Here is a 25,819-nt window from a genome sequence, read left to right as displayed (position 1 = left end):
AGTCACTGTCAGGGGTCGTGCCGAACGTGTTGATCGTCACGAACGACTTCCCGCCCCGCCCCGGCGGCATCCAGTCGTTCGTGCACGGGCTCGCGCTGCGCACGCCCGGCGTGGCCGTCTACGCGCCCGCCTGGCCGGGCTGCGCGGAGTTCGACCGGCGCCAGCCGTACCGGATCGTGCGGCATCCGACGCGGCTCATGCTGCCCACCCCGGCCGTCGCCCGTACGGCGGCCGGGCTGGTGGCCGAGCACCGCGCCGGGACCGTGGTGTTCGGCGCGGCGGCGCCGCTCGGCCTGCTCGCGCCGCGGCTGCGCCGGGCGGGCGCCCGTCGCGTGGTGATGCTCACCCACGGCCACGAGGCGTCGTGGGCGAGCGCCCCCGGGTTCCGCGCGGTGCTGCGCCGGATCGGCGGGCACGCCGACGTGGTGACCTACCTCGGGGAGTACACCCGTGCGCGCCTGGCCGCGGTGATCCCGCCCGCCAAGCTCGTCCGCCTCGCGCCCGGCGTGGACGTCGGGCAGTTCCACCCCGGCGCCGCCAAGGCCGAGCTGGGCCTGGACGGCCGGCCCGTGGTGGTGTGCGTCTCGCGCCTGGTGCCCCGCAAGGGCCAGGACCACCTCATCCGGGCCTGGCCGCGGGTGCTGCGCTCGGTGCCGGACGCCGTGCTGCTGCTCGTGGGCGGCGGCCCGTACCGGGGGAGCCTGGAGCGGCTGGCCGGCGGGCGGGAGTCGATCAGGTTCACCGGCACCGTCCCCGCCGCCGCGCTGCCGGGCCACTACGCGGCGGCCGACGTGTTCGCGATGCCGTGCCGTACCCGGTGGCGGGGGGTGGACGTGGAGGGGCTCGGGATCGTGTTCCTGGAGGCGTCCGCGTCCGGGCTGCCGGTGGTTGCGGGCGCGTCCGGTGGCGCGCCCGACGCGGTTCGGCCCGGCGAGACCGGGCTCGTGGTCGACGGCGAGGACGTGGACCAGATCGCCCAGGCCGTCGTGGAGCTGCTCACCGACCCCGCGAAGGCCCGCAAGATGGGCGCGGCCGGCCGTGAGTGGATCGCCGAAGAGTGGGCGTGGGACCGCGTCGCCGCCCGCTTCCACGCCCTCCTTTAACCCTTCGTGGAGCCGAGCGTGAGCCCGGCGACGAACTGCTTGTGCAGCAGCTGGAAGACGATCAGCGTCGGCAGCGCCACCAGCATCGAGCCGGCGGCCAGCAGGTTGTAGTCGGTGAAGAACTGGCCGCGCAGGTTGTTCAGTGCCGAGGTGACGGGCAGCTTGTCGCCCGACGACATCAGCACGAGCGCCCACAGGAAGTCGTTGTACATCCAGGTGAACTGCAGCGTTCCCAGCGCCGCCAGCACCGGCCGGCACAGCGGCATGGTCAGCCGCCAGTAGCGTTTCCACACCCCCGCGCCGTCCACCAGCGCCGCCTCGTTGATCTCCTCGGGGATCGTGCGCATGAAGTTCGCCATGACGAACACGCAGAAGCCGAACTGGAACGCCACGTGGACGAGGATGAGCCCGAGGTAGGAGTCGTACAACGACATCGAGTCCGACAACCACGCGGGCAGCGGGACCATCGTGTAGACGGTGTAGAGCGGCGTGATGAGCACCTGGGGCGGCAGCAGGTTGCCCGCGGTGAAGACGATCAGCAGCGTCCTGCGGCCCGGGATGCGCAGCCGCGCGATCGCGAACGCCGTGAACGACGCCAGCAGCAGCGTCAGCACCACGCCGGGGATGACGATGATCAGCGTGTTGAGGTAGTAGCGCGGCAGCTCGGCCTGGCTCCACGCCTGCGTGTAGTAGTCGAGCGTGAGCCGCTCGGGCAGCGAGAAGTAGCCGAGGCGCGCGGTCTCGTCGTACGGCCGCAGCGAGGCGTACACGGCCAGGGCGAGCGGCAGCAGCCACCCGAGCGCCACCAGCGTGAGGAAGACGTGCAGCAGGACGCGCAGCGGCCGGACCCGCCGCGACGAGGGCGGGGGAGCGGAGGCGGTGACGGTCATCGCTCCTCCCGGAACATCTGAGACAGGTACGTGGCGATGAACCCCACCGAGATCGCCAGCAGGATCACCGCGATCGCCGAGCCGAACCCGATCCTGCTCGCCTCGCCCACGATGTTCTCGGTGACGAGCACCGACAGCAGCTCCAGCCCGTTCCTGCCGCGGTTGATCGCGTACACGATGTCGAACGCCCGCAGCGCCTCGATCACCGTGATGACCAGCACGATCACGTTGACCGGCCGCAACGTCGGGAACACCACGCGGAAGAACGCCTGCCGCTCACTGGCGCCGTCGATGGCCGCCGCCTCCTTCAGCGCCGGGTCCACCGCCTTCAGCCCGGCCAGGTAGATCACCATGACGTAGCCGACGTGCCGCCAGGCGGCGGCCACCATCACCACCCAGATGTTGATCGAGCTGTCGCCCAGCCAGTCCACGCTCAGCCCGGTCACCGAGTTGAGCACGCCGTAGTCGGAGGAGTAGACGAGCTGCGCGATGAAGCCGACCACGGCCAGCGACAACACGACCGGCATGTAGAGCGCGCTCTGGTAGAACCGCGACATCCGCAGCCGCCGGTCCAGCAGCACCGCGCAGAACAGCCCGAACGGCGTCGCGACCAGCGCCAGGAAGCCCAGCCAGAGCACGTTGTTGCGGACGGCCGACCAGAACGGCGGGTACTCGGCGGCCAGGTCGTGGTAGTTCTGGCCGCCCACCCACTCGATGGGCCCGATGCCGCTCCAGTCGGTGCCGGACAACCCGATGGAGGCCAGCGCGGGCCCCCAGATGACGCCCACGTTGACGACGATGGCCACCCCCAGCCCGATGACCAGGACGGCCATGTCGCGGGCGGAGTAGCGACGGGTCTTGGCGGCCATCAGCGGAAGATGTTGGCCTTCTGCTGCTCGATGCTCGCCAGCAATGATTCGATCTCGTCCGGTTCGCTGACGAACGACTGCAGTGACGGGATCATCACGGTGGAGGCGAAGTCGGGGCGGGTGTCGCGGTCGAGGAACTGCGCGATGTGCGTCGCCTGCGACACCAGCTCGGCGCCGCGCTTCTGCAGGGCGCTGTAGCCGGAGGTGTCGGCCTTGGAGCTGGCGGCCAGGGTGCCCGGGTCCAGCTCGGTGGCGACGTTCTGCGACGAGGCCTGGGCGAAGTGCTTGAGCAGTGCCTTGGCGCCCTCCACGTTCCTGGCCTTGGCGGAGATCATGTAGCCGTCGATGGGGGCGTCGATGGAGTCCGTCCCGTACGCCGGGTTGATCTCGGGGAAGGTGAAGAAGTCGAGATCGTCGCGGTCGGCCTCCGGGAACTGCTGGGCGACGAACATCCCGAGCACGTACATCCCGGTCTGCTTCTGCGCCAGCGACTGCGCGGCCTCCTGCCACGTACGCCCCAGCGCCGCCGGCTGGTGGAACTCCATCAGCCCGCGCCAGGTGTCGAACACCTGCCTGACCTTCGGGTCGGTCCACGACTGCTTGCCCTGCATGAGCGAGATGTGGAAGTCGTAGCCGTTCAGCCGCATGTTCAGGATGTCGAACGTGCCCATCGCCGGCCAGCCGTCCTTGTCGGCGAACGCGATCGGGATGATGTCGTCGCCCTGCATCCTCCTGGCCAGGGCGGTGAGCTCGTCCAGCGTGGCCGGGACCTCGTAGCCGTTCTCCTCCCACAGGCTCTTGCGGTAGAAGACCGCCCACGGGTAGTAGCTGAACGGCACGAAGTACTGCTTTCCGTCCACGCCGGTCGACTGGTCCTTGAACGCCTGCGTGTAGTCGGCGCCGATCTCCTGCCAGACGTCGGAGATGTCGACGGCCAGCCCCTGCTCGGCGAAGAACTGCATGCGGTAGCCCGCGAACCAGGTGAAGACGTCCTCGGGCGTGCCCCTCAGGTAGCGGTTGATGTTCTCCTGGAACGTGTTGTGGTCGACCGTGTTGATCCGCGTGGTGGCCTGGGTGAAGCCCTTGACCACGGTCTCGAGGGTCCGCTTCGGGATCTCGTCGGAGGCGTTGGAGCCGATGGTGACCGTGCCCAGGTTGCCGCCCGGCCCGGGCGCGGGGCTGTCGGAGCCGCATCCGGCGAGGACGGCGGGGACGCCGAACGTGGCGGCGGCACCGAGCAGGAGATGACGGCGGGAGATCGGCAGACGTTGGTCCATGGTGGGGCTCCTCCTTGCCGGACCCTTCACGTTCCCCCGAGTTCGCTCACTTCCATTCATCGAAAAGCGAACATTTCCAACTGTCAACGCACGATTTCATGACGAATCGTGCAGAGCATTGGTCGCACCGCCGTGTCATGATGCGAAAAGAAATCCACTTTGAGCCCTTTGGGACCGTGTCGGAACCTGTCGGGATCTGGTGATGCGATGCTCGCCCCTCAGCGTCAACAGGCGATTCTGGAGCTCGTCCGGCAGAACGGCGGCGTACGCGTGGTCGAGCTGGTGCGCGCGTTCGGCGTCTCCGACCTCACCATCCGCCGCGACCTCGCGGTGCTGGCCCGGCGCGGCCTGGTGGCCAAGGTACGCGGCGGCGCCACCGTCGTCGGCTCCACCGACGAGCCGGGCTTCGCGGTCAAGTGCGTCCGCCAGGAACGGGAGAAGCAGGCCATCGCGCGCCGCGCCGCCGCCCTCGTCCGGCCCGGCGCCACGGTCGGCCTGTCGGCCGGCACCACGACCTGGACGCTCGCCCACCACCTGGCCGCCGTCCCCGCGCTGACCGTCGTGACGAACTCGGTGCGCGTCGCCGACGTCTTCCGGCACACCGGCCGCCCCGACCAGACGGTCGTGCTGGTCGGCGGCGTACGCACGCCCTCCGACGCGCTGGTCGGCCCGGTCGCGGTGGCCGCCATCCGCCGCCTCAACGTGGACGTGCTGTTCCTCGGGGTGCACGGCATGACGCTCAGGGCCGGCTTCACGACCCCCAACATGATGGAGGCCGAGACCGACCGCGCCCTGGTGGAGGCCGCCGACCGGCTGGTGGTGCCCGCCGACCACACCAAGTGGGGCACGGTCGGCATCTGCACGATCGCGGCCCTCACGGAGGCGGACGTCCTCGTCTCCGACTCAGGGCTGCCGCCACCGGCCAGGGACGCCCTCGCCTGCCGCGTCGGCCACCTCATCATCACCGGTCCCACGACCTGACCGGTGTGGACGAACATCTCTCTTTTCCGGTTCCTCCCCTCGACGTATAGATGACAGCGTGGAGAGAACCGGCTGGCGGCGGGCGGCGTACGGCACGATCACGATCGTCCTCATCGCGAGCATCGTCGCCGGAGGCGCCCGTTGGGGCTGGTGGCAGGCGCTGGCCGGGGACCGTCCCGAAGATCCCTGGGACTGGGTCGAACGCATCGGCTGGATCACCGGCGTGCTCGGCCTTCCCGCCACCATCCTCTTCGGCGTCCTGGCGCTGCGCTCCGACCGGAAGCCGGAGGATCCTCCGCCGCCCGCGCCCGACCGTCACCGCTCGGAAGCCCGGCTGCTGGACCGCGAGAAGGAGACCGACGACCTGCACCGCCGGCTCCTGGAGGGGCCGTGGGGCATCGTCGTCGTCGGCGGCACCTCCGGTGTCGGGAAGTCCAAGCTCGTCAACACCGTGCTGGACGAGCTGGAGCTGGAGCGGCCGGAGCTACGGGTCCACCGCCACGAGGCAACCCCCGACGTACGGCTGGACGTCAAGACGCTGATCGACGCGATCGAGGGCGACGGCGCGTCCCCGATCGCCCGCCGGCACGGTGAGTCGTCGCTCGCCCGCCTCGAGGTGGCCCTCGAGGCTCTCGATGACAGACCCGTGGTCGTCCTCGTCGACTGCGCCGAGAACCTGGTGAACCGCAACCGCGACCAGTGCGTCGACATCGACCTGGACGAGGCGTTCGAGGTGATCGCCACCAGGCCGCGTCACCGGGTCTCGGTGGTGCTCGTCACCCAGGTGGAGCCGGGCTCTCCCCAAGGGCACACGTGGCCGTCGACGGCGCGGCGGGTATGGGTGGAGCAACTGCCCGAGCGGTTCTTCTTCGACTTCCTCCGCGGGCTCGACCGCAACGGCGCGCTGGGCCTGGCGAGCCTCCCCAAGGCCACCCTGCAGGTCCTGTCCTGGAAACTGCAGGGCAACCTGCGGCTGGCCGAGCTGGTGCACGCCGTCCTCATGACCGACAGCGGATTCGACGCGAGGACGCTGGCCGAGCACCTGTCGCTGATGCCGGCCAAGGACGTGCCGCAGTTCCTCACCCGCACCCTGCTGCGCGGGCTCGGCCCGGTACAGCGCACCGTCCTGGAAGCCCTCGCCGCGTACGCCACCCCGGTCGACGCCGCGGCCGTCGCCATCCTGGCCGAGGAGCACGACCTCGCCGCGATCGGCAACGCGCTGGGGGCTCTGGCCGACCGTCACCTCGTCCGCAGCACGTCGAACGGCCGTTACTACCTGCCGCGATCCGGCCCCGACTGGCTGTCGGAGGACATCGCGGTGGAGGACCCGACCAGCGGCGAGAGATGGCCGGACCTGCTGCACCGCGCCGCCAACGCGCTGACCGGGCTGAGGCACCAGAACCCGCGCAGCGTCGACGACCTGAGAGTGCACTTCGCCGAGCTGGCGGCGCTGATGCGGGCGGGGCTCCACCGTTCGGCCCACGAGCTGGTCGAGCGGATCGACGCCGTGCTGCGCGAGTGGAACTGCGGCTTCCTGCTCCTCGCGCAGCGCGAGGAGCTCAGGGACAAGCTCGGCGTCACCCGCCTGGAGATGGCCAACGACACCGCGCTCGGCGACATCTACGCGCAGCGGGGGCAGCGCGACGCGGCCAACCTGGCCTACGGCCGGGCCCTGCGCCACGCCGACGAGCTGGAGGACGCCGACAGCGTCATCAGGATCCACGCGAACATGGCGGCGATGCACTGGGAGTTCAACCGGACCCAGGAGGCGTACTGCGAGCACACCTACGTCCGCGACGCGGCGCTCCGGCTCGGTGACCTGCCGGTCGTCATGGGCGCGCTGGAGGGGCTCGCCAACTGCCATCGTCGCTGGGGTCGGTACGCCCAGGCCATCGCGTGCGCCCAGGAGGCGCTCGGCCTGGCGCAGTCGCCGGAATTCCCCACCGACGAGCCGGCCAGGAACTTCGCCTCGTCCAGGACCGTCAACCTCGCACTCAAACTGGCCCGCTGGCACGCCGAGCTGGGCAGGACCGCCGAGGCGTGGCGGTACATGGAGGCAGCCGAGCGGGAGGAGGCCGAACGCGACGACGCCTGGCTGCTGGCGGCCTGCCTGGACGGCCGCGCCGACCTGCACCTGACCACACAGCCCGGATGGGCCATCGAGATGGCGGACAAGGCGGTCGAGCAGGCGGTGCGGACCCGCGACCCCGTCATCCTGTTACAGGCGCGGACCACGCTGTGCGTGGCCTACCTGAAGATCGACAAGGTCGACGAGGCCGCGTACGAGATCGACAGCGCCGCGCGTTACCGGCGCGGGGGCCGCTCGCTCGTCGTGCTCGCGCTGCTGGCGCTGGTCGCGAGGGAGCAGCGCGACGTCGTCAAGGCAAAGAAGCTCTTCGCCCAGTTGTACGGGGACGCCATGGGCCGGCTCCGGCTCGACTCGGACGATCCCACCGCGCGGGACGACCGGGATTTCACCGCGTGGGACTTCCTCGGCTTCGCCCTCTGCGGTCTGCGGCTGGACGAGGGCGATCTCGACGAGGCCGTCGCGGCGTTCAGGAAGGCCCGCAGCCTGACGCCTCCCACGCCGGGGCTGGTCGAGCGCCTGCGTTTCATGCTGCAACGCCTCGACCGCTGTGCGCGCCCGCCGGGGAGGTTGCGGCCGGCGATCGAGGCACTCTCCGACACGGAAACGCGACCCGCCGAACTCTGAAGCGCAATCTGTGGCTTGTGCCACTTTCACACCAGTATCTTGCGTACACTTCCGTGCACTGGCTCCTCAATTGTCCTTGGTCAATGGAGACACGGGAGTGCGCATGACATATGACGACGACACCGGTTCTTCGGTGCGCCATGTGATCAAGAGTGATGAGCCCCACCGTCAGGGCGACGCCGCCGCGCTTTCCAAGGCCCAGCGCGACGCCATCGTGAAACTGGCCAAGAAATATCCGGCCTGGGAGCCGTACCGGATTTGCGATGAACTCAAGCGCACCGGTATGACCGTTCCGGTGAACGCGGTCGCGGCGGTTCTCGCCTCGGAAGGGTCCAGGCGCGGCAGATAGACGACGCTACGCGCGGGCGAGGAGGCCCGCGAGCGTGGTCTGCAGGATCTCGCCGTACATGGTGGCGAAGTCCACCCGGGAGGCCCGGAGCCGGGGGTCGGCCGTGGCCTCCACGAGGGTCGGGGTCGGGTTGCTGAGCGGCCACAGGCCCACCAGCGCGACGACGGCGTACCGCGTGAGCGTCATGGCGTCGTCCGCGCCGAGACCCGGCACGCGGTCGCTGACCAGGCGCGCCAGCGTGGTGCGGTCTTCCAGGTCGGCGAGTTTGTAGGCGCGTACGGCCTCGGCGGAGACGTTCCGTTCCAGGACGGTCGGCAGCAGGCTCCACAGCTGGCACAACATGGGCCGGGCGGCGAGCGAGCCGGCCCACGCCCGCATCACGTCGTCGGCCTCGCAGGGCGGGGCCGGCCACTCGTTCGCCAGGGCCTCGAGCCAGGACCGCCGCAACCGGCCGAGGAGCTCCAGGAAGACGCCCTCGCGGCTCTCGAAGTAACGCACCACATGGGTCTTCGACACGCCCAGCCTGCGCCCGAGCTCCCGGAGACTGATCTCCTCCACCGGCAGCTCGGCCAGCAGCGCCTCCGCGGCGTCCAGGATCTCCCGCCGGCGGAGCTCGCGGTGCTCGGGGCGCCTGGCGCGCTGGAAGGCGGGCGCCTCCACGTCGTCCATCGAACCTCCTCGGGGCCCCAGGATAGCGGTCCACCGGCCACTTGCTAAGTGTCCGATGGACCGCTAACGTCGCCCTGTAACGGTCCACTGGACACCTACTTAGTGAAGGACGTCTCCCGGCCATCGGCGCCCCGAGAGTCCGGAGGAGGACCACTGTGAGGGAAGCCCGTGTCACCCTCGGACACACCGACATCACCATCCGGCCGATCGGCCTGGGCTGCATGGGGATGTCGCAGTTCTACGGCGACGCCGACGAGGAGGAGTCCGTCGCCACGATCCACGCCGCCATCGACGCCGGCATCGACTTCTTCGACACCTCCGACATCTACGGCGCGGCCGGCGCGGCCACCGGCCAGTCCGTGAAGGGGTTCGGTCACAACGAGAAGCTGCTCGGCCGTGCCGTGCGCGGCGTGCGCGACCAGGTGGTCCTGGCCACGAAGTTCGGCGCGCGGCTCGGCCCGGACGGCTCGGTGACCGTCGACGGACGCCCCGAGTACGTGGCCCAGGCCTGCGACGCCAGCCTGCGCCGCCTCGGCGTCGACCACATCGACCTCTACTACACCCATCGCCTGGACGTCACCGTGCCGATCGAGGACACCGTCGGCGCGATGGCCGAGCTGGTCACCGCGGGGAAGGTGCGGGCGATCGGCCTCAGCGCGGTCGGGCCGGACGTGCTGCGCCGGGCCGCCTCGGTGGCGCCCCTGTCGGCGCTGCAGAGCGAGTACTCGCTCTGGGCGCGGGAGGTGGAGCAGGAGATCCTGCCCGCCTGCCGCGAGCTGGGCATCACCTTCGTCCCGTACAGCCCGCTGGGGCGCGCCGCGCTCGCCGGCCGCTTCACCGGCGACACCGCGTTCTCCGGCGACGACTTCCGCGCCACCCTGCCCAAGTTCCAGGGGGAGAACTTCACGGAGAACCTGCGCCTGGTGGAGGAGCTGAAGGCGTTCGCCGACCAGCGCGGCCACACTCCGGGGCAGATCGCCCTGGCCTGGCTGCTCGCGCAGCCGTACGACATCGCCCCCATCCCCGGCACGAAGCGGGCCGTGTACGCGCGCCAGAACGTCGCCGCCACCGGCGTCCCGCTCAGCGCGGACGACGTCGCCTACCTGGCGAACCTCTTCGACCCCGCCCGGGTGCGCGGCGGCCAGTACGGCACGCTCGACGTCCGTACCCGCACGGCGGACGAGGAGGCGGGCGAACATGCGAGCAGCTGACTTACGCGAAGGGCGGGCCCGCCTCGTCCGCGGCGGACCCGCCCTTCACCGGAAAGCCAGTTGACGTCGAGCCTGCGCTGAATGCCGAGCAGAATCCGCATCATCTCCGTCTGGGTCTCCAGCATCGACTTCTGGGTCTCCAGGAAGGACTGGTTGCTGCCCTCAAGCGCGTCGAGCTGACGAACGCGATGCCCGCTTCCTCGATGCTCAGGGAATTCTCCCTTACCTTGGGGTAAGGGACCGGGGATGGTAAGGATCTCCGGTCCCCGTTTTCTTTGCCCCGAGAATACTCCGCGGCCTGCGGCTGCAAGGCGGAATCGAATGGAGATTCCCCTGGTCAGGCGGCCAATGGGCGGGTGAATTCGGAATTATCCGCTTATATTGCGGCGACGATTTCCAACGCCTCAGGCGTACAGTTCGTCGATCTCTTTAGCGAAGTCGCGCATCACGAGGTTGCGCTTCACCTTGAGGGTGGGCGTCAGGTGGCCGCTGTCCTCGGTGAGGTCGGCGCCGAGGATCGTGAACTTCTTGATCTGCTCGGCCTTCGACACCATGAGGTTCGCCCGGTCCACGGCCGCCTGGATCTCCGCCTGCGTCTTCGGGTCGGCGCGCAGCTCCGCCACGGAGACGCCCGGCGGCAGGGCCTCGGGGTCGAGCGTGACGAGCGCGGCGACGTACGGCCGGCCGTCGCCCACGAGCATCGCCTGGGAGATCAGCGGATGGGCGCGCAGCGCGTCCTCCAGCGGGCCGGGCGCGACGTTCTTGCCCGCCGCCGTCACCAGGATCTCCTTCTTGCGCCCGGTGATGCGCAGGTAGCCGTCGGCGTCGAGCTCGCCGGCGTCACCCGTGTGGAACCAGCCCTCGGCGTCGATCACCTCGCCGGTGGCCTCGTCGTTCTTCCAGTACCCGTGGAAGACGTTGCGGCCCTTGGCCAGGATCTCGCCGTCGTCGGCGATGCGCAGCGCGACGCCGGGCAGCGGCTTGCCGACCGTGCCGATCTTGTTGGCGCCCGGCAGGTTGACCGAGCACGGAGCGGTGGTCTCGGTGAGGCCGTAGCCCTCGAAGACCTCGATGCCGACGCCGCGGAAGAAGTGGCCGAGCCGGTCGCCGAGCGCCGAGCCGCCGCAGACCGCCGCCGAGAGCCGGCCGCCGGTGGCGGCGCGCAGCTTGGCGTACACCAGCCTGTCGAAGACGGCGCGCTGCAGGCGCAGGCCGAGGCCCGCCCCGCCGGTGCTCTCCGCCTTGCTCCAGGCCACCGCGACGTCCACGGCGCGGGCGAAGATCTTGCCCTTGCCGCCCGCGATCGCCTTCTGCTCGGCGGCGTTGTAGACCTTCTCGAACACGCGGGGCACGCCCAGCAGGAACGTCGGCTGGAAGTCCTGCAGGTCGGGGGCGACGTTCTTCATGTTGGGCGTGTGCGCGAGCAGCGCGCCCGCCTCGATGATGGCCACCTGGATGATCCGGGCGAAGATGTGCGCCAGCGGCAGGAACAGCAGCGCGGACGGGCTCTTGCCGGCGAACAGCGGCTCCAGCGGCCCCCGCAGCGTGTTGAGCGCGGTGAACAGCAGGTTGTCGTGGGTGATCCGGCAGCCCTTGGGCCGCCCGGTGGTGCCGGAGGTGTAGACGATCGTGGCCAGGTCGGCCGCGACGACCTGCTTCCTGCGCTCGCCGACGTCGGATGCGGTGACCTCGCCGGTCTCCAGCGGCTGGTCGACCCGCCAGACGTGCTTGAGGCCGGGCGCCGCCTGCCTGACGGCCTCCTCGTGCCCGTCCAGCTCGACGAACACGGCCTTGGCCCCGCTGTCCTCCAGGATCCACCGGACCTGCTCGGCCGAGGAGGTCTCGTAGATCGGCACGGTGACCGCGCCGATGGACCAGACGGCGTAGTCGATGAGCGTCCACTCGTAGCGGGTGCGCGACATCAGCGCGACGCGGTCGCCGTGCTCGACGCCCGCCGCGATCAGCCCCCGCGCCAGCTCGACCACCTGGTCGCGGAACTCGGCCGCGGTGACCGCCGGCCAGCCCGCGTCGGTCTTGCGCCGCAGGACCACGGTTCCGGGCTCACGCTCGGCCCGCTCGAACACGGTGTCGGTCAGGCTGGCGGAGCCGGGCACATCGACCAGAATGGGGACGCTGTACTCGCGCACGGATGAACTCTCCTCTTTCGTGACCGCCAGGACGTTACCGCGCCAAGTTACGCACGGGTAGGTTTGTCATAGAGGCGTTATGAACGGCGTTCAACACGCTAGCAGCCGACACTCGTAGGATTTCCCTCATGAGGGTCCATGTCGTCAGCGACGTCCACGGCAGAGCAGACGCGCTGGCCAGGGCCGGTGACGGCGCCGACGCCCTGATCTGCCTCGGCGACCTGATCCTCTTCGTCGACTACGACGACCACGCCCAGGGCATCTTCGCCGACCTGTTCGGGGCCGACAACGCCACCGAGTTCATCGCCCTGCGCACGGCCAAACGCTTCGACGAGGCCAGGGCCATGTCGGCGCGGTTGTGGGCCACGCTCGACGGCGACCCCCGCGAGCACATCGAACGCAACGTCCGCGCCCAGTACGCGACCCTCTTCGCCGCCATGCCCGTCCCGGCCTACCTGACGTACGGCAACGTCGACCTGCCCCGTCTGTGGGCCGACTACCTCCGGCCCGGTCACCAGGTGCTCGACGGGCAGGTGACCGAGATCGGCGGGCTGCGGTTCGGGTTCGTGGGCGGCGGGCTGAAGACCCGCTACCGCACCCCCAACGAGATCGACGACGAGGAGTACGCCGCCAAGGTCGAGGCCGTCGGCGAGGTCGACGTGCTGTGCTGCCACATCCCGCCCGCGGTGCCCGAACTGCTCTACGACGTGGTGGCCCGGCGCTTCGAACGCGGCAGCGAGGCCACCCTGGAGGCCATCCGGCGCACCCAGCCGCGCTACGCCCTGTTCGGCCACGTGCACAACCCCCTGCGACCCCGCACCCGCATCGGCCGTACCGAATGCGTGAACGTGGGGCACTTCCGGGGGAAGGGCGTGCCGTACGTGCTGGAGTGGTGACCTGACCGCTTCGCGGTGCCGCGTCGGCCGGTCCACCGCAAGCCGCGCTTTGTGCACTACGGTGGTCGCATGCCTGATCGCACCACTTCGAGCATCACCATCGGAGCCGGCCGCGCCGAGGTCATGGCGGTCATCGCGGACTTTCCGAGCTACCCCGAATGGGCCGGGCAGGTCAAGAGCGCCGAGGTGCTCGACACCGGCCCCGACGGCCGGGCGCTGACGGTGCGGTTCAAGCTGGACGCCGGCCCGATCAGCGACACCTACACCCTCGGCTACACCTGGGACGGCGACGACGGCGTCGGCTGGAAGGTGGTCGAGCCCGGCACGATGGTCTCCGATCTGCGGGGGAGTTACCGGCTCGCCGATGCGGGCAGGAGCACCGAGGTGACGTACGAGCTGGCGGTCGATCTCAGTGTCCCCATGATCGGCCTGATCAAGCGCAAGGCGGAGAAGGTGATCGTGGACACCGCGCTCAAGGGCCTGAAGAAGCGCGCCGAGGGCCGCGCCAGTTGAGCCCGCGCGTCCTGCTCTTCACCGGCAAGGGCGGCGTGGGCAAGACCACGGCCGCCGCCGCGACGGCCACGCTCGCCGCGCGCCGCGGGCTCAAGACACTGATCGTGTCGACCGACACCGCCCACTCGCTGGCCGACGCGCTCGCCGTCGAGCCGGGCGAGATCGCGCCGGGCCTCCACCTGCACCAGGTCGACACCCAGAAGTCGCTGGAGCGCCACTGGGGCGAGCTGCAGGACTACGCAAGGAACGCCCTGGTCGAGCTGGGCCTCGACGAGATCACCTCCGAGGAGATCACGGTGCTGCCCGGCGCCGAGGAGGTCATCGCGCTGCTGGAGCTGCGCGAGCGGGCCCGCGAGGACCGCTGGGACGTCATCGTGGTCGACTGCGCGCCCACCGCCGAGACGCTGCGGCTGCTGGCCCTGCCCGAGGCGCTCGACTGGCACGTCAACCGGCTGCTGCCGGTCGGCCGCAGGCTCGTCCGGCTGGTGTCGCCGTTCATGCGCAGCGTGGCCCACGTCAGCGCGCCCGGCCAGGACGTCATGAACGCCGGCGAGCGGTTCCACCGCGGCCTGATGGAGGTGCGCGAGCTGCTCACCGGCGACCACGCCTCCGTGCGGCTCGTGCTCACCCCCGAGTCCGTGGTGCTCGCCGAGGCCCGGCGCACCCTGACCTCCCTCAGCCTGTACGGCTACCGCGTCGACGCCGTCGTCGCCAACCGGGTCTTCCCGGCGGAGGGCGCCGACGGCTGGCGGGCCGGCTGGGTGGCGGCGCAGGCCAGGCTGCTGGCCGAGGCGGAGGAGTCGTTCGCGCCGCTGCCCGTTCACGTGGTGCCGTACCTGCCCGCCGAGCCGGTCGGCGTGGACGCCCTGGCCCAGGTGGGCGCCGAGATGTACGGCGCGTCCGACCCGTTCGCGCCCCACGAGGTCGAGCCGCCGCTGCGCCTCAGCGCCGACGAGCTGGAGCTGGCCCTGCCGGGCGCCGACCGCGACGACGTCGACCTGGCCCGCAAGGGTGACGAGCTGATCGTCACCGCCGGCCCGTACCGCAGGATCCTGGCGCTGCCCGCGGCGCTGGCCCGCAGGAAGATCAGCGGGGCGGCGCTCCGCGACGGCGTGCTCCGCGTGCGGTGGGCGCCGTCGGACCCGCCCACGGGGTCCCCGTCTGGACTACCGTCCAATTCGGGGAGCGAATCCGCAACCTGATGAGTTGAAGAGATGAGCGACCCCGGACGCATGGAGGGCCACATGACCGAGAGCAACGACAAAGACCCCATCGGCACCGTCGCCGACGAGGCACGCAAACTGTTCGAATCGATTCAGGGGCGGGCCACCCGCCAGGTCGGCAGGAGCGTGTTCAACTCGTTCACCGACTCCTTCTCCGGAGGCGGCCGGCGTGAGCGCGACGTGTGGGAGGAGGCGGTCTCCGACGCCCACGACGAGTACGTCTGCCGCGCCTGCCCCCTGTGCCGCGCGATCGCCGCGCAGCGCGAGTCGGGCAACGACGTGACGGGCCACCTCGTGGCCGCGGGCGGCGAGTTGTTCGCGGCGTTCCGCGGCGCGCTCGACGCGCTGAGCAAGCCCGCCCCCCGCCGGCAGGCCGACGACCGCGACCGCGACCGCGACAACGTGGAACGCATAGATCTGGGATAGGGAGACACGGGGCATGCTCACGATCGGTGTCGACATCGGCGGGACGAAGGTGGCCGCCGGCGTGGTCGACGACAACGGCGAGATCGTCGAACAAACGCGCAGGCCCACCGCCGCCGACCGCCCCGACCTGGTGGCCGAGACGGTGGCCGACGTCGTTCGCGAGCTGTCCGCCGGCAGGGACATCGAGGCCGTCGGGGTGGGCGCGGCCGGGTTCGTCGACGAGACCCGGTCGATGGTGCGCTTCGCCCCCAACCTCGCCTGGCGCGAGGAGCCGCTGCAGAAGAAGATCAGCGGCCTCGTGGGCCTGCCCGTCGTGATCGAGAACGACGCCAACGCCATGGCCTGGGGCGAGACCCGGTTCGGCGCGGGCCGGGGGCAGTCCCACGTGGTCTGCCTGACGCTCGGCACCGGCATCGGCGGCGGCCTGGTCTTCGACGGCGCCCTCTACCGCGGGCGCTGGGGCATGGGCGCCGAGCTGGGCCACATGCAGGTGCAGCCCGGCGGCCGGCCGTGCGGCTGCGGCAACATCGGCTGCTGGGAGCAGTACGCCAGCGGCCAGGCGCTGGTCAAGGAGGCCAGGGAGATCGCCGCCGCCGACCCCGGCCGCGCCCGCACGCTGCTCGGCCTGGCCGGTGGCAAGATCGAGGGCGAGGAGGTCACCGAGGCCGCGCAGCGCGGCGACGAGGCGTCGCTGGCCGCGTTCGGGGTGTTCGCCGACTGGCTCGGGCAGGGCATGGCCGACCTGGCGGCCATCCTCGACCCCGGCTGCTTCATCATCGGCGGCGGCGTCTCCAGGGCCGCCGACCTGTTCCTCGACCGGGCCAGAGCGGCCTTCGCCGAACGGCTCACCGGCCGCGGCCACCGCCCGCTGGCCGACATCCGGCTGGCCGAGCTGGGCGCCTCCGCCGGCATGGTGGGCGCCGCCGACCTCGCCCGCCGGCGCTAGAGCCCGGCCGTACGTGACGATCAGGGTCGCGACCTACAACCTGCACGGGATGCGCGACAGCGTGCCCGCGCTCACCAGGGTCATCACCGCCATGCGCGCCGACGTGCTGTGCGTGCAGGAGGCGCCCCGGTTCGGCCGCTGGCGGGCCAGGCGCGCGGCGCTGGCCGCGGCGGCCGGCCTGGCGGTGGCGACGCCGGGCCGGGTGGGCGGCGTGGCCGTGCTGACCGGGCGGCGGGCCCGCGTGCTGCACGCCGAGAGCCTCCGGCTGCGCGGCTTCCTCGGGCTGGAGCGGCGCGGGCTGGCCGTCGCCGTGGTGCAGGCGGGCGGGTCGCGGCTGGCCGTCGGCTCGCTCCATCTCGACCTCAACGACCCGGCCAGGGTGCACCACGCCGCCGAGGCGGTGTCGCTGATGGAACGGGTGGCCGCCCGGTTCGGCGCGGCGATCGTGCTCGCCGGCGACCTCAACGAGCAGCCGCACCAGCCGGCCTGGCGCTATCTCGCCACCCGGCTGGCCGACTGCCACGCCGCGGCGCCCAAGGGCGACGGCCTGACCTTCTCCGCCCGGCGGCCGTCCGTGCGGATCGACGGCGTGTTCGCCGCCCGGGAGGCGCAGGTCGTGTCGTGCGGGGGAGTGGACGCGGAGATCGTCGATCTCTCCGCGGCCAGCGACCATCTCCCGGTCGTGGCAGAGTTGCGACTTGGGCACTAAAGGGCAAGAGGGGCCGGTCAGCCCGTAGCATTTGTTCATGACCCGTCGCTCTCAGCGGCGTGCGCTCTCCTTGATCTTGGCGACGTTCGTGGCCTCGACGCAGGTCACGCCCGCCGCGCATGCCGATCCCCGCCCACGCTCGATCGAGGCGTGGCAGCAGTCGACCAGCGTGCGCCTCCAGGCCGACGGCTCACTGTCCGACGTGCTCGCGCTCTCCCCGAGCGACGTGTGGGCGGTCGGCCAGCAGGAGATCTGGGACGTCTGGAAGACCCGCGGCGCCATCCGCCACTGGAACGGCAGCAGATGGGCGGAGGTGGGCCTGCGCGACGACACGTCCGCCGGAAACCTGCGCGGGCTGGCCGCCGCCTCGCCGTCACAGGTGTGGGCGGTCGGCGACGGGCACGACGGGCTGCCGTACATCGCCCACGGCGACCCGACCGGATTCGACCGGGTCAGGCCGCAGGGGCTGCGCGCCGGAGACTGGCTGGGCGGCGTCGACGCCAAGCCCGGCCGCGTCGTCGCGGTCGGCGGCCGCGATCGCAACGGGCTCGTCCTCACCGGCGACGGCACGACCTGGACGGTGCAGGAGACCAAGGAGAAGGGCACTCTCTACGCGGTCGACGGCGGCTTCGCCGTCGGCGACACCGGCACCGAGCCGCTGATCGTCCACCAGTCCGGCGGCTCGTGGAAGGCGATGGAGGCGCCCTCCATCCGCGGCGGCTACCTGCGCGACGTGCAGGTCGACAGCGCCAAGCGGGCGATCGCCGTCGGCGGCGTCTACCACGGGCCCGGCGACATCGCGCCGCTCGTGCTCACCTGGAACGGCAAGCGCTGGCGCGAGCTGCGGCTGCCCGGCTCCGAGGCGAGGCTCTACGGCGTGACCGGCGACGGCAAGGGCCGTTACTGGATCACCGGCTACGACCCGGCGCGGGCGGCCGAGCCGTTCCTGCTGCGCTGCGAGAAGGACGAGTGCGCCGCCATCCGCGGCGACGCCCAGGACGGCCGGCGCAGCGTGCGGCTGCAGGCCGTGACGTACCTGCCGGGCAAGGGCACGGTGTGGGCCGTCGGGCACCAGGTCGACGAGGACGACCGCTACACCGACGTCGTCGAGTCGTTCGCGCCGAAGACCCCCACCGCGAAGTCGTGACCGGCCAGTCGTGACCGGCCAGACGTGACCGGCTAGACGACGGCGCCGTCGTCCCAGCCCGAGTCGTTGGGCGGGCCGTCGCCCATGCGGACCACCAGCGCCACGAACCCCCCGATGAACGCCGCCACCGCGGTGAACAGCGCCCAGCCCTCCATGTGCCAGCCCGCCAGCGCCGCGACCAGCAGGTAGGCCGGGCCGCCGAACAGCGCCACCCATGCCACCTTGGTCGGCAGGTCGAGCTTGGGCAGCGGAGGCGGCGGCGGGGGCTCGAAGTGGCCCTCGTCGTCGGGGTCGGCGTCGTCCGCGTCCGGTTCGTCGTCCGGGTCGTCGTCCGGATCGTGGGTCCGCACATCGCCGGGCGGGTCGTCGTCGAGACGTTCCTCCGAGGGCTTGACGACCCGGCGGGTCGGCTCCGCCGGGAGGTTCTCGCTGTCCGGCCATGGCTGGTCGGCCGAGTCGCGCTCGGCTGTGTCGTTGAAGGACGCGACGATCTGCCGCCAGACCTCGTCCTCGTCACTCTGGGGCGTCACCTAGATGGGCCTCTCCGCAGCGATCGCGACTTCCCCCCGGGGGCGATCAGTCCCTCTGCAAGGGTACCGAGGCATGTGTCCGGATGAAGTCGAGGCTACCGGCAAAGATCCTGTGGGCATCGTTGTCCAGCGTCGCAACATGGTAGCTATCGGTAAGCTCCTCGATCGTGGCCTGCGGGACCTTCTCACGGATGATCGCGACGCTCGTGGGCTTGACCACGTGGTCCTCGACGCTGTGGAAGACCAGCAGCGGTTGTCTCACCTTCGCCAGGTCGGCCTGCACCAGCGACCACAGCCCCGGCAGCGAGGCGGCGGCCTTCACCGGGGTGCGGCTGTAGCCCAGCTCCGTCACGCCGGGCTTCTTGACGTCGTTGGCGACGCCGGCCACCGACGGCACGAACCACTTCAGCAGCGGGGCGAACCTCAGCAGCGGCACGTCGTTGGCGATCGACGGGTTGACCACGATCAGGCCCCTGATGGCCGGTCCGTGCACCTCGGCCAGCCGCAGCGCCAGGCAGCCGCCCAGCGACAGCCCGCCCACGAACACCTCCGCGCAGCGTCCCCGCAGGTCCTCGTACGCCTTCTCCAGCTCGGCGTACCAGTCCTCCCACCGGGTGCGGTTCATCTCCTGCCATTTCGTGCCGTGACCCGGCTGGCGCGGCAGCGACACGCTCAACCCGTGAGCGGCCAGATACTCGCCCCACGGCCGCAGAGACTGGGGCGTGCCGGTGAACCCGTGACAGAGCAGCACACCGATCTCGCCCGCCTCGTGATGGTACGGTTCCGCGCCTGGCATGAGCGGCATAACAGCTCCTCCGTGCTGTTTCATTCCGGCGATTTCCTCCAGAACGGCCCGATCGTCGCACGTTCCGGGGTATTTGTGCGAGAGCTGGTGTAGGAGCATCGCCGTCGAGATGGGAAGATGGCACTGCTCGCCCCCGCTGCGCTGAGGAAGAGGTGCCACGTGTTCTACTGGGTGGTCAAGGCCATCTTGGGCCCGTTCCTCCACCTTGTGTTCCGGCCGTGGACCGAGGGCGCGGACAATGTGCCCAAACAAGGCCCAGCGATTCTGGCGGGCAACCATCTGTCGTTCGCCGACCATTTCTTCGGCCCGCTGCAGATCCGGCGCAAGGTCATCTCGCTGGGCAAGGCCGACTATTTCACCGGTCGCGGCATCAAGGGTTTCTTCACCCGCCTGTTCTTCAGCGGCGTCGGCACCGTGCCCATCGACCGCTCCGGCGGCAAGGCCAGCGAGGCGGCGCTGCGTACGGGTCTGCGCATCCTGCGTGAAGGTCACATCCTGGGCATCTACCCCGAGGGGACGCGTTCGCCCGACGGGCGTCTCTACAAGGGCAAGACCGGCGTCGCCCGGCTCGCCCTGGAGTCGCGGGTGCCGGTCATCCCGTGGGCGATGATCAACACCTACGAGATGATGCCGACCGGGCGTCCGCTGCCCAAGCTCGGCATCCGGCCGGGCGTGCGGTTCGGCAAGCCGCTCGACTTCTCCCGCTACTACGGCATGGAGGACGACCGGCTGGTGCTGCGCGCGGTGACCGACGAGATCATGTACGCGCTGATGGAGCTGTCGGGCCAGGAATACGTCGACAAGTACGCCGCCAGCGCCAAGGTGGAGATGGAGCGCGCGCGGCGCGCCGCGGCGACCGGAAGCTGACGCCTCACCCCGACCGTAAGGCCGCCTCGGTCTTGCGCATGGCCGACGTCATCGCGCGCAGCTCCTCGCGGCTGAGCCGGTCGATCAGATATTCGCGGACGATCTCCAGGTGGCCCGGCGCCACCTTCTCCAGCAGCTCCGCGCCGGCCGGGGTGAGCACGGCCAGCACGCCGCGGTCGTCGTCCGGGCAGGTCGTGCGCTCCACGAGCCCGGCCTCCTCCAGCCGGCCCACCTGATACGTCAGCGCGCTCTTCGACGCCACGACGCCCTCGGCCAGCTCCGTCATGCGCAGCCGCCGCCCGGGCGCGGCGGCGAGCCGCACGAGGATCTCGTACTGCGGGTGGGTGAGGCCGGCGGTGGCCTTGAGCTGCTCCTCGATCCGGCGCTCCAGCAGGTGGGAGGTCGTCAGGAAGGCGCGCCACGCCGCCATCTCGGTCTGGTCGAGCCATCGGGGCTGCGTCATCGGGTCAGTCTACTTGTCGTTCAGATTTGAACGTCTGCTTGTTAGAGTTGCCGTTCAAATCTGAACAACCATCGAGGAGTCCGCATGGTCGACCAGGCGCGTCCCGTCGTCCTCCTGCTGGCCAGGATCGCCATCGGGGTGATCTTCCTGGTGCACGGCTACCAGAAGTTCGCGACCACCGGGATCGGGGACACGATCGAGTTCTTCCAGTCCGTCGGCATCCCGCTGGCCGCCCTCGCCGCCCCGGCCGTGGCCACGCTGGAGGTGATCGGGGGCCTGGCGCTGATCCTGGGCGCGGCGCTGCCGCTCGCCGGCACGCTGCTCGCCCTCACGATGGCCGGCGCGATCGTCTTCGTGCACGCCCCCCACGGCTTCGGCGCCGAGGCCGGCGGCTACGAGTTCGTGCTGGCGCTGGCCGCGAGCAGCCTCGCCGTCGGCTTCTCCGGCGGCGGCGCGCTCGCGCTCGACCGCGTGCTGGTGCGCCGCCGCAGCCCCGCAGCCGCGACCGCCTGACCCCCGCGCCGATCAGGACAGGTGGGCGCGGATCTGCCTGATGTGCTCCGGCGTCGTACGGCAGCAACCGCCGATCAGCGACGCGCCCGCCTGCTGCCACTCCTTGGCGGCCTGGCCGAACTCCACGGGGTCGGTCAGGCCCAGCCAGCGCCGGTTTCCGGCGTCCCACGTCTCGCCCGAGTTGGGGTAGACCACCACGGGCAGCCCGCCCGACAGCGCGGCGATCAGCCCGGGCATGTGGCCCGGCGCCGTGCAGTTGGCGCCCACGGCCACCACCCGCGGGTTGCCGCCGAACAGCGCGGCGGCCTCACGGATGGGCGTGCCGTCGCTGATGTGCTCGCCGTCGCGGCACGAGAAGCTCACCCACGCCTTCACCCCCGGCGTGCTCTCCAGCAGCCGGGCCAGCGCCCGCGCCTCGGCGTAGGACGGGATGGTCTCGCAGGCCAGCAGGTCGGGCTCGGCCGCGACGAGGATCTCCCAGCGCGGCAGGTGCCAGGCGTACAGGCCGTCTTCGTCGAGGTCGTAGTCGCCGGTGTACTCGGCGCCGTTGGCCAGGAACGCGCCGTACGGGCCCACCGAGGCCGCCACCAGGCCCCGGCCCGCCTCGTCGCGGGCCTGCCCCGCCAGCTCCACCGACAACCCGATCAGCCGCTCGGCCTGCGCGCCGTCGAGCCCGCGCCGCGCGAAGCCGGGCAGCGTGGCCTGGTAGCTCGCGGTCGTGGCCACGTCGGCGCCCGCCGCGAAGTAGGCGGCGTGCACGCGCCTGATCAGCTCGGGCTCCTCCAGCAGCAGCCGCGCCGACCACAGCTCGTCGCGCAGGTCGGCGCCGAGCCGTTCGAGCTGGGTGGCCAGCCCACCGTCCAGGACAAGTGTCGTCACTTATCCAGGGTAAGAGCGTTCCAGCGCGCTTTCGTCCGTGCTCCTCACCGGGGGATGGCGGCGATCCGGGTCAGAGCCGGACGATTCAGCACGATCACCTCGCCGGGGCCGATCGCGATGATCCCGCGGCGCTCGAACCCGCGCAGCGCGCGGTTGACGCTCACCCTCGTCGCGCCGATCTCGGCCCCGAGACCCGCCTGGCCGCCGTGGAGCGCGACCCGGCCGCCGGCACCCCGGCGTACCAGCCAGGAGGCCACCCGCGAGGGCACGTCGCGGACCGCCGCGTCGAGCAGCCGGTCGTCCAGGTCGCGCACGGTGGCGGCCAGCGTGCGCAGCAGCCGCGCCGCCACGGACGGCTCCGCCCCGACCAGCTCCAGCACGGCCGGCCGCGGCAGGCAGGCGACCCGCACGGCCGTCATGGCCGTCCGCGTGGCCCGGTGCGGGCCGTCCACGAGGAGGGCGGTCTTGTCGAACGCCACCGGCGCCTCCTCCACGGCGAGCACCACCTCCCTGCCCTCGGCGCTCACCCTGGCCGCCTTCACCCGCCCGTCCAGCAGCACGACGAGCTCGTCGGCCGGGTCGCCCTCGGTGCACAGGATCTGCCCGGCCGGGTAGCGCCGCCACCGCGCCAGGCCCGTCAGCGCGCGCATCCGCTCCTCGGCGAGGCCGGCGAACATCGGCAGGTCGGCCAGTGCGTACGTCATGTATCCGGTGATACACCACCCGCGTGCCCCGCGATGCTGAGCCCGGCGGGCGCCGGGTCCTAGCGTGCGGTGCCATGGCGAGATACGTGTTGCAGCTGGCCTTCGACGGCGATCCCCGGCGGCTTTCCGCCCGTCCCGCGCACCGCGACCACCTGCGGCGGCTGAAGGAGGAGGGACGGCTGATCACCGCCGGGCCCTGGACGGACGACACCGGAGCCCTGCACGTTTACGAAGTGGCGGACGAGGCAGAGCTCCGCGGCATCCTGCGGGAGGACCCGTACACGGCGGTGAGCGGCTACGAGATCGTGCTCCTGAAGAGGTGGACCCCGATCCTGTAGCCGCTCGGACGCGTTCCCGGCACGGCGCGGGTCAGCCGCGCTTCCAGAACGGCGTGCGCGGTCCGCCGCCCGAACCGCCCGGTCCGCCCGAACCGCCCGGTCCGCCCGGTCCGCCCGGCGCGGGCGGGTGGTCGTCGCCCGCGAGCCTGGTCAGGACGGCGACGGCGTGGTCGTGGAGGGCCCGGGCGTCCGCGCCGGGGCGTTCGGCGGCCTCCAGATCGTGGGCCAGACGCTCCAGGTCCTCGTTCCCGCCGAGGTAGGCCGCCAGGGCGGCCAGGCGGGTGCCAAGGTCGGCGAGATACAGCACGTCGGGCGCCGGGAGGGCGCGCAGACGGCCGAGCTCGGCGACGAGCTGGGGCCTGACGGACTCCAGGCGGTGCCCGGCGCGGCCCCGCCGGCGACCCGGCGCGGGCGCCGGGGAGATCGGCGGCTGACCCGGCGGGAACGGCCGCACACCGGCGTCCGGCCCGCCGAAGCCGGGAACGGACAGGTCACCGCCGCCGGTGAGGAACTCCGGCCGGGCCGAGCCGAGCCCGGGACGCGACAACCGCATGCGCGAGGCGGCCTGCGGCGCGGCGGCGGGCGCGGCGGCCAGCATCGCGCCGAACCCGCCCGCCATCGGCGCCTGCGGCATCTCCCAGCCGCTCGGCGGCTCGACCGGCTGGATCACGTGGTGCTCCGGCTCGCCGCCCGCGACCTCGCGGGTGTCCACCGCCACGTACGCGGTGAAGCGGCACAACACGCCGTGCTCGAGAGACGTCCTCACGATCCGGGACTCCAGGTCGTGCTCGCCCATCGCGTACCGGTCCTCCAGCTCGCGCAGGTGGGCGCGGGCCCAGACGGCGCGCAGGGCCGGGTTGTCCACGCGCACGCCCTCGACGTGCTCCTCCCAGGGCCCGCCGGCCGCCGTCCCGCGCACGGTGACGGAGGAGCCCTCGCGGCACCGCCCGTACACCCGCAGCGGGACGCCCGGGAAGATCGAGCCGAGGTGCGTGACCGTCTCCGGCTCGACGTCGAGGCCCTTCAGCGACAGGCCGGTGACCAGGGGAGCGCCGATCCGGCGGTGGATGGCGTCCATCGCGGCGTCCAGGCGGTCCTCCGACTCGACCAGCTCGCACCGGCCCGCGCCCAGGCCGGCCAGCCGGCCGAGGAACCCGGCGTTCACCGCCCGGTCGATGCCGACCGTGTGCACCCGCATGGCCGACAGCGCGCCGCCGGCCTGCTCCAGGATCTGGTCCTCGTTGCCCACCTGGCCGTCGGTCACCAGCACCACGACGCGTTCGCGCTCGCCCTGCGCGCCGAGCAGCGTGACGGCCTGGCGCAGCGGCGCGAGCAGCTCGGTGCCGCCGCGGGCGTCGACCCGCGACAGGTGCTCGACCGCCCGGTAACGGTTGCGGTCGGACGCCTCCACCAGCCCCTCGAACGCCTGCTCCACCACGGAGTCGAAGGTCAGCACCGCGAACCTGTCCTGCGGCGTCAGCGTGTCGACGATGCGCGCGGCGGCCCGGCGGGCGCAGACCATCTTCCAGCCGCTCATGCTGCCGGAACGGTCGAGCACCAGCACCAGGTCGCGGGGCGTCCGCTGCGCCTGCAACGGCGGCGGAAGCACGGTCAGCGCGAACGTGCCCCGCCCGTCGAGCTGCAACGACGTGGAGGCCTCGAACGTCAGCCGCAGGATGAAGTCACGGTCGAGCCGCTCGCCCGGGCGCAGGCGTACGGTGCCGCCGTCCTCCTCCACCACGTGCAGGCTCGAGGCCAGCTCGCGCAGCTCCAGGCCGGCGGCGTCCACGTCGGCGCTCAGCGACAGCCGCACCGGGTCGGGGAAGCCGGGCAGCAGCACGGGCGGGCTGATCCTGGAGGCGTCGGGCACCGCGTCGGTGTCGGGCGCCGTGCCGTCGCCGGCCGGCTCGCCGTCGACCGGGCTGCCCGGGATGTAGCGCGGGGCCACGACCAGCGGGAAGCGGAACGTGGCCGCGCCGTCCTCGTACGGGAGCGGCTGGCTCATGGTGAGGCGTACCGAGACGCGCTCGCCCGGGAGGATGTTGCCCACCCGGATCGTGAACACGTCGGGCCGGTCCTCCTCGGCGATGGCGGCCCGCTTCCCCTCGCGCAGCGCCCGGTCGTAGTCCTCCCTGGCCTGGCCGCGTTCCTTGAGCACGCCCTCGACCACCCGGTCGTCGGCCTCCATCCGGAACCCGGTCACGGCCGCCCGGTCGGGCAGCGGGAAGACGTACGTGGCCTCCAGCGTGACGTCGAACGGGTTCCTGAAGTCCTGCGTGACCTCGACCCCGGCGACGAGCCCGGAGATGGCGGCGTGCACGTCGACGCTTTCGAGCGGCAGGTTGCCGCGGCCCGTCCGCAGCGCGCCGAACCCGGCGTCGGGCACCGGCAGGCACCGTGCGGGCTCCAGCGAAGTGATGTTCATAGGAGTTTCCTCTCTTCGAGCACCGCGAGCAGCGGCCCGGCCGCCGCCAGCACCGCCTGTACGTCTTCCTCGGACGGGGCCCTGGCCGCGTCCAGCACGATCCGCACCCGTTCGCCCAGCCTGATCCCGGTGACCGTCTGCCCGCCGACCGTCTGCCCGCCGACCGCCTGCCCGCTTGCCGTCTGCCCGGCGCCGGTCGGGCGGTGGGCCGGGCAGACGGCAAGCG

27 protein-coding genes are annotated in these 25,819 nt (G+C 71.6%); 15 read left to right on the top strand and 12 right to left on the bottom strand.

Annotated elements, in window-relative coordinates; translation table 11 throughout:
* Window positions 1–17: 17 nt before the first annotated feature.
* Window positions 18–1,103 (top strand): glycosyltransferase family 4 protein, encoded by a 1,086-nt coding sequence (locus C1J01_RS17105; protein WP_111179970.1) that lies wholly within the window; start codon window positions 18–20, stop codon window positions 1,101–1,103.
* Here the strand turns inward: C1J01_RS17105 and C1J01_RS17100 are convergent.
* From C1J01_RS17100 to C1J01_RS17090, 3 genes are read right to left on the bottom strand one after another with little or no spacing between them, the layout of a single operon-like run.
* A complete protein-coding gene (locus C1J01_RS17100; protein WP_111179969.1) occupies window positions 1,100–1,993 on the bottom strand; it encodes a carbohydrate ABC transporter permease in 894 nt (297 codons plus the stop codon). The genes C1J01_RS17105 and C1J01_RS17100 overlap by 4 nt on opposite strands.
* Window positions 1,990–2,862: a carbohydrate ABC transporter permease gene (locus C1J01_RS17095; protein WP_111179968.1), complete on the bottom strand. Its 873-nt coding sequence runs from the start codon at window positions 2,860–2,862 to the stop codon at window positions 1,990–1,992. The genes C1J01_RS17100 and C1J01_RS17095 overlap by 4 nt, the downstream gene beginning before the upstream one ends.
* Window positions 2,862–4,139, bottom strand: a complete 1,278-nt coding sequence (locus C1J01_RS17090) for an ABC transporter substrate-binding protein (RefSeq protein WP_111179967.1) — start codon at window positions 4,137–4,139, stop codon at window positions 2,862–2,864. Before C1J01_RS17090 ends, C1J01_RS17095 begins: the two co-directional genes overlap by 1 nt.
* 207 nt (window positions 4,140–4,346) lie before the next feature.
* Here C1J01_RS17090 and C1J01_RS17085 point away from each other — a divergent pair, with 207 nt between their 5' ends.
* From C1J01_RS17085 to C1J01_RS17075, 3 genes are all read left to right on the top strand, one after another.
* A complete protein-coding gene (locus C1J01_RS17085) occupies window positions 4,347–5,120 on the top strand; it encodes a DeoR/GlpR family DNA-binding transcription regulator (RefSeq protein WP_111179966.1) in 774 nt (257 codons plus the stop codon).
* A 58-nt stretch (window positions 5,121–5,178) separates the two neighbouring features.
* Window positions 5,179–7,833, top strand: coding sequence for a tetratricopeptide repeat protein (locus tag C1J01_RS17080; RefSeq protein ID WP_111179965.1), 2,655 nt, complete (start codon window positions 5,179–5,181; stop codon window positions 7,831–7,833).
* Window positions 7,834–7,936: 103 nt separating this feature from the next.
* Complete coding sequence (locus tag C1J01_RS17075; protein ID WP_146615630.1) at window positions 7,937–8,182, top strand: hypothetical protein; 246 nt, start codon at window positions 7,937–7,939, stop codon at window positions 8,180–8,182.
* A 6-nt stretch (window positions 8,183–8,188) separates the two neighbouring features.
* Here C1J01_RS17075 and C1J01_RS17070 read toward each other — a convergent pair whose 3' ends face one another.
* Window positions 8,189–8,851: a TetR/AcrR family transcriptional regulator gene (locus tag C1J01_RS17070; protein ID WP_111179963.1), complete on the bottom strand. Its 663-nt coding sequence runs from the start codon at window positions 8,849–8,851 to the stop codon at window positions 8,189–8,191.
* A gap of 155 nt (window positions 8,852–9,006) precedes the next feature.
* On the opposite strand from C1J01_RS17070, the gene C1J01_RS17065 reads away from it, so the two are divergent.
* Complete coding sequence (locus C1J01_RS17065) at window positions 9,007–10,062, top strand: aldo/keto reductase (protein WP_235854488.1); 1,056 nt, start codon at window positions 9,007–9,009, stop codon at window positions 10,060–10,062.
* A gap of 404 nt (window positions 10,063–10,466) precedes the next feature.
* On the opposite strand, the gene C1J01_RS17060 is transcribed toward C1J01_RS17065, so the two are convergent.
* Window positions 10,467–12,209: an AMP-dependent synthetase/ligase gene (locus C1J01_RS17060; RefSeq protein ID WP_111179962.1), complete on the bottom strand. Its 1,743-nt coding sequence runs from the start codon at window positions 12,207–12,209 to the stop codon at window positions 10,467–10,469.
* A gap of 128 nt (window positions 12,210–12,337) precedes the next feature.
* Between C1J01_RS17060 and C1J01_RS17055 the strand changes: the two genes are divergently transcribed.
* The 7 genes from C1J01_RS17055 to C1J01_RS17025 all read left to right on the top strand — a co-directional run bounded on the left by C1J01_RS17055 (window position 12,338) and on the right by C1J01_RS17025 (window position 18,069).
* Window positions 12,338–13,105 carry a metallophosphoesterase family protein gene (locus C1J01_RS17055; protein ID WP_111179961.1) on the top strand — a complete coding sequence of 256 codons (768 nt, stop codon included), beginning with the start codon at window positions 12,338–12,340 and terminating at the stop codon, window positions 13,103–13,105.
* A 69-nt stretch (window positions 13,106–13,174) separates the two neighbouring features.
* Window positions 13,175–13,618, top strand: coding sequence for an SRPBCC family protein (locus tag C1J01_RS17050; RefSeq protein ID WP_111179960.1), 444 nt, complete (start codon window positions 13,175–13,177; stop codon window positions 13,616–13,618).
* Window positions 13,615–14,820, top strand: coding sequence for an ArsA family ATPase (locus C1J01_RS17045; protein ID WP_111179959.1), 1,206 nt, complete (start codon window positions 13,615–13,617; stop codon window positions 14,818–14,820). Before C1J01_RS17050 ends, C1J01_RS17045 begins: the two co-directional genes overlap by 4 nt.
* A 42-nt stretch (window positions 14,821–14,862) precedes the next feature.
* A complete protein-coding gene (locus tag C1J01_RS17040; RefSeq protein ID WP_146615629.1) occupies window positions 14,863–15,267 on the top strand; it encodes a DUF5304 family protein in 405 nt (134 codons plus the stop codon).
* 13 nt (window positions 15,268–15,280) lie between these two features.
* A complete protein-coding gene (locus tag C1J01_RS17035; RefSeq protein ID WP_111179957.1) occupies window positions 15,281–16,213 on the top strand; it encodes an ROK family glucokinase in 933 nt (310 codons plus the stop codon).
* Window positions 16,214–16,226: 13 nt separating this feature from the next.
* Window positions 16,227–16,922, top strand: a complete 696-nt coding sequence (locus tag C1J01_RS17030) for an endonuclease/exonuclease/phosphatase family protein (RefSeq protein ID WP_111179956.1) — start codon at window positions 16,227–16,229, stop codon at window positions 16,920–16,922.
* Window positions 16,923–16,959: 37 nt separating this feature from the next.
* Window positions 16,960–18,069, top strand: coding sequence for a hypothetical protein (locus C1J01_RS17025; RefSeq protein ID WP_235854487.1), 1,110 nt, complete (start codon window positions 16,960–16,962; stop codon window positions 18,067–18,069).
* 32 nt (window positions 18,070–18,101) lie between these two features.
* On the opposite strand, the gene C1J01_RS17020 is transcribed toward C1J01_RS17025, so the two are convergent.
* Window positions 18,102–18,599 carry a hypothetical protein gene (locus C1J01_RS17020; protein WP_111179955.1) on the bottom strand — a complete coding sequence of 166 codons (498 nt, stop codon included), beginning with the start codon at window positions 18,597–18,599 and terminating at the stop codon, window positions 18,102–18,104.
* A gap of 46 nt (window positions 18,600–18,645) precedes the next feature.
* Window positions 18,646–19,404 carry an alpha/beta hydrolase gene (locus C1J01_RS17015; RefSeq protein WP_111179954.1) on the bottom strand — a complete coding sequence of 253 codons (759 nt, stop codon included), beginning with the start codon at window positions 19,402–19,404 and terminating at the stop codon, window positions 18,646–18,648.
* Between the two features lie 159 nt (window positions 19,405–19,563).
* On the opposite strand from C1J01_RS17015, the gene C1J01_RS17010 reads away from it, so the two are divergent.
* The gene (locus tag C1J01_RS17010) at window positions 19,564–20,271 is read left to right on the top strand and encodes a lysophospholipid acyltransferase family protein (RefSeq protein ID WP_111179953.1); all 708 of its coding nucleotides are present in this window, start codon (window positions 19,564–19,566) and stop codon (window positions 20,269–20,271) included.
* Window positions 20,272–20,275: 4 nt separating this feature from the next.
* Here the strand turns inward: C1J01_RS17010 and C1J01_RS17005 are convergent, their stop codons facing one another.
* Entirely contained in the window at window positions 20,276–20,734 is a 459-nt protein-coding gene (locus C1J01_RS17005; RefSeq protein WP_111179952.1) for a MarR family winged helix-turn-helix transcriptional regulator, read from the bottom strand.
* An 84-nt stretch (window positions 20,735–20,818) separates the two neighbouring features.
* Between C1J01_RS17005 and C1J01_RS17000 the strand changes: the two genes are divergently transcribed.
* The gene (locus tag C1J01_RS17000; protein WP_111179951.1) at window positions 20,819–21,247 is read left to right on the top strand and encodes a DoxX family protein; all 429 of its coding nucleotides are present in this window, start codon (window positions 20,819–20,821) and stop codon (window positions 21,245–21,247) included.
* A gap of 12 nt (window positions 21,248–21,259) precedes the next feature.
* Here the strand turns inward: C1J01_RS17000 and mmuM are convergent, their stop codons facing one another.
* Complete coding sequence (gene mmuM / locus C1J01_RS16995) at window positions 21,260–22,126, bottom strand: homocysteine S-methyltransferase (RefSeq protein ID WP_111179950.1); 867 nt, start codon at window positions 22,124–22,126, stop codon at window positions 21,260–21,262.
* Window positions 22,127–22,170: 44 nt separating this feature from the next.
* The gene (locus C1J01_RS16990; RefSeq protein WP_111179949.1) at window positions 22,171–22,830 is read right to left on the bottom strand and encodes a Crp/Fnr family transcriptional regulator; all 660 of its coding nucleotides are present in this window, start codon (window positions 22,828–22,830) and stop codon (window positions 22,171–22,173) included.
* 74 nt (window positions 22,831–22,904) lie between these two features.
* On the opposite strand from C1J01_RS16990, the gene C1J01_RS16985 reads away from it, so the two are divergent.
* On the top strand, window positions 22,905–23,168 hold the full coding sequence (locus C1J01_RS16985; RefSeq protein ID WP_111179948.1) for a YciI family protein: 264 nt from the start codon (window positions 22,905–22,907) through the stop codon (window positions 23,166–23,168).
* A gap of 31 nt (window positions 23,169–23,199) precedes the next feature.
* Here the strand turns inward: C1J01_RS16985 and C1J01_RS16980 are convergent, their stop codons facing one another.
* On the bottom strand, window positions 23,200–25,593 hold the full coding sequence (locus C1J01_RS16980; protein WP_111179947.1) for a VIT domain-containing protein: 2,394 nt from the start codon (window positions 25,591–25,593) through the stop codon (window positions 23,200–23,202).
* Window positions 25,590–25,819 (bottom strand): hypothetical protein (locus tag C1J01_RS49875; protein ID WP_220039953.1); only part of this gene is annotated, 230 nt, incomplete at its 5' end. The genes C1J01_RS49875 and C1J01_RS16980, both read right to left, overlap by 4 nt.

Source organism: Nonomuraea aridisoli (assembly GCF_003236395.1).
Taxonomy (GTDB): domain Bacteria; phylum Actinomycetota; class Actinomycetes; order Streptosporangiales; family Streptosporangiaceae; genus Nonomuraea; species Nonomuraea aridisoli.
The sequence above is the reverse complement of the archived record's forward strand: the minus strand, read 5'-3'. Positions and strand labels throughout refer to the sequence as shown.

Bases quoted from the DNA above. Each gene is read 5' to 3' on its own strand.
- C1J01_RS16990 (WP_111179949.1), bottom strand. From the start codon at position 22,830: ATGACGTACGCACTGGCCGACCTGCCGATGTTCGCCGGCCTCGCCGAG.
- C1J01_RS17070 (WP_111179963.1), bottom strand. From the start codon at position 8,851: ATGGACGACGTGGAGGCGCCCGCCTTCCAGCGCGCCAGGCGCCCCGAG.
- C1J01_RS17050 (WP_111179960.1), top strand. From the start codon at position 13,175: ATGCCTGATCGCACCACTTCGAGCATCACCATCGGAGCCGGCCGCGCC.
- C1J01_RS17055 (WP_111179961.1), top strand. From the start codon at position 12,338: ATGAGGGTCCATGTCGTCAGCGACGTCCACGGCAGAGCAGACGCGCTG.
- C1J01_RS17090 (WP_111179967.1), bottom strand. From the start codon at position 4,139: ATGGACCAACGTCTGCCGATCTCCCGCCGTCATCTCCTGCTCGGTGCC.
- C1J01_RS16980 (WP_111179947.1), bottom strand. From the start codon at position 25,593: ATGAACATCACTTCGCTGGAGCCCGCACGGTGCCTGCCGGTGCCCGAC.
- C1J01_RS17005 (WP_111179952.1), bottom strand. From the start codon at position 20,734: ATGACGCAGCCCCGATGGCTCGACCAGACCGAGATGGCGGCGTGGCGC.
- C1J01_RS17015 (WP_111179954.1), bottom strand. From the start codon at position 19,404: ATGCCGCTCATGCCAGGCGCGGAACCGTACCATCACGAGGCGGGCGAG.
- C1J01_RS17095 (WP_111179968.1), bottom strand. From the start codon at position 2,862: ATGGCCGCCAAGACCCGTCGCTACTCCGCCCGCGACATGGCCGTCCTG.
- C1J01_RS17075 (WP_146615630.1), top strand. From the start codon at position 7,937: ATGACATATGACGACGACACCGGTTCTTCGGTGCGCCATGTGATCAAG.
- C1J01_RS17000 (WP_111179951.1), top strand. From the start codon at position 20,819: ATGGTCGACCAGGCGCGTCCCGTCGTCCTCCTGCTGGCCAGGATCGCC.
- C1J01_RS17100 (WP_111179969.1), bottom strand. From the start codon at position 1,993: ATGACCGTCACCGCCTCCGCTCCCCCGCCCTCGTCGCGGCGGGTCCGG.
- C1J01_RS17025 (WP_235854487.1), top strand. From the start codon at position 16,960: ATGACCCGTCGCTCTCAGCGGCGTGCGCTCTCCTTGATCTTGGCGACG.
- C1J01_RS16985 (WP_111179948.1), top strand. From the start codon at position 22,905: ATGGCGAGATACGTGTTGCAGCTGGCCTTCGACGGCGATCCCCGGCGG.
- C1J01_RS17085 (WP_111179966.1), top strand. From the start codon at position 4,347: ATGCTCGCCCCTCAGCGTCAACAGGCGATTCTGGAGCTCGTCCGGCAG.
- C1J01_RS17040 (WP_146615629.1), top strand. From the start codon at position 14,863: ATGACCGAGAGCAACGACAAAGACCCCATCGGCACCGTCGCCGACGAG.
- C1J01_RS17035 (WP_111179957.1), top strand. From the start codon at position 15,281: ATGCTCACGATCGGTGTCGACATCGGCGGGACGAAGGTGGCCGCCGGC.